The sequence below is a fragment of the Rhodopseudomonas sp. BR0G17 genome (assembly GCF_010907025.1).
In the GTDB taxonomy this organism is placed as follows: Bacteria; Pseudomonadota; Alphaproteobacteria; order Rhizobiales; family Xanthobacteraceae; genus Rhodopseudomonas; species Rhodopseudomonas palustris_H.
The window spans coordinates 1-452 of the sequence record NZ_QUML01000146.1 but is presented as its reverse complement, the minus strand read 5'-3'; the positions used below and the strand labels follow the sequence as shown (position 1 = coordinate 452).

Sequence of the window (452 nt, the reverse complement as noted above, 5' to 3'; positions counted from 1 at the left end):
ATGAACATGCTGTGATGGTGGCCTTTGATCTCGGACAGCGCGTAGCCCATCGTCTTTAGAAAATTGTCGTTGGCGTCGAGGATGGTGCCGTCGGGTTTGAACTCGATCACCGCCTGCGATTTCTGAATCGCGGCGATCTGGCCCGCGGTATCGGCGTTCTTCAGCTTCTGTTCGGTGACGTCGGTGGCGAATTTGACGACCTTCAGCGGGGTGCCCTTCTCGTCCAGGATCGGATTGTAGCTGGCGAGAATCCAGACCTCCTTGCTGCCCTTGCCGATACGCTTGAACTCGCCGACGAAGTAATCACCGCGATTGAGACGGGTCCAGAACTCGCGATAGCCCGGGGCGTCGCGTTCAGCCGCCGCGACGAACATGCTGTGGTTCTTGCCTTTGATCTCGTCGAGCGAGTAGCCCATCGTCTTGAGAAAGTTCTCGTTCGCATCGAGGATGGT

The 452-nt window shown here is 57.5% G+C and carries 1 protein-coding gene; it reads right to left on the bottom strand.

The window, feature by feature from the left end:
* Positions 1–452: PAS domain-containing protein (locus DY467_RS25595; protein WP_164639847.1), on the bottom strand; the 452-nt coding region annotated here is incomplete at both ends.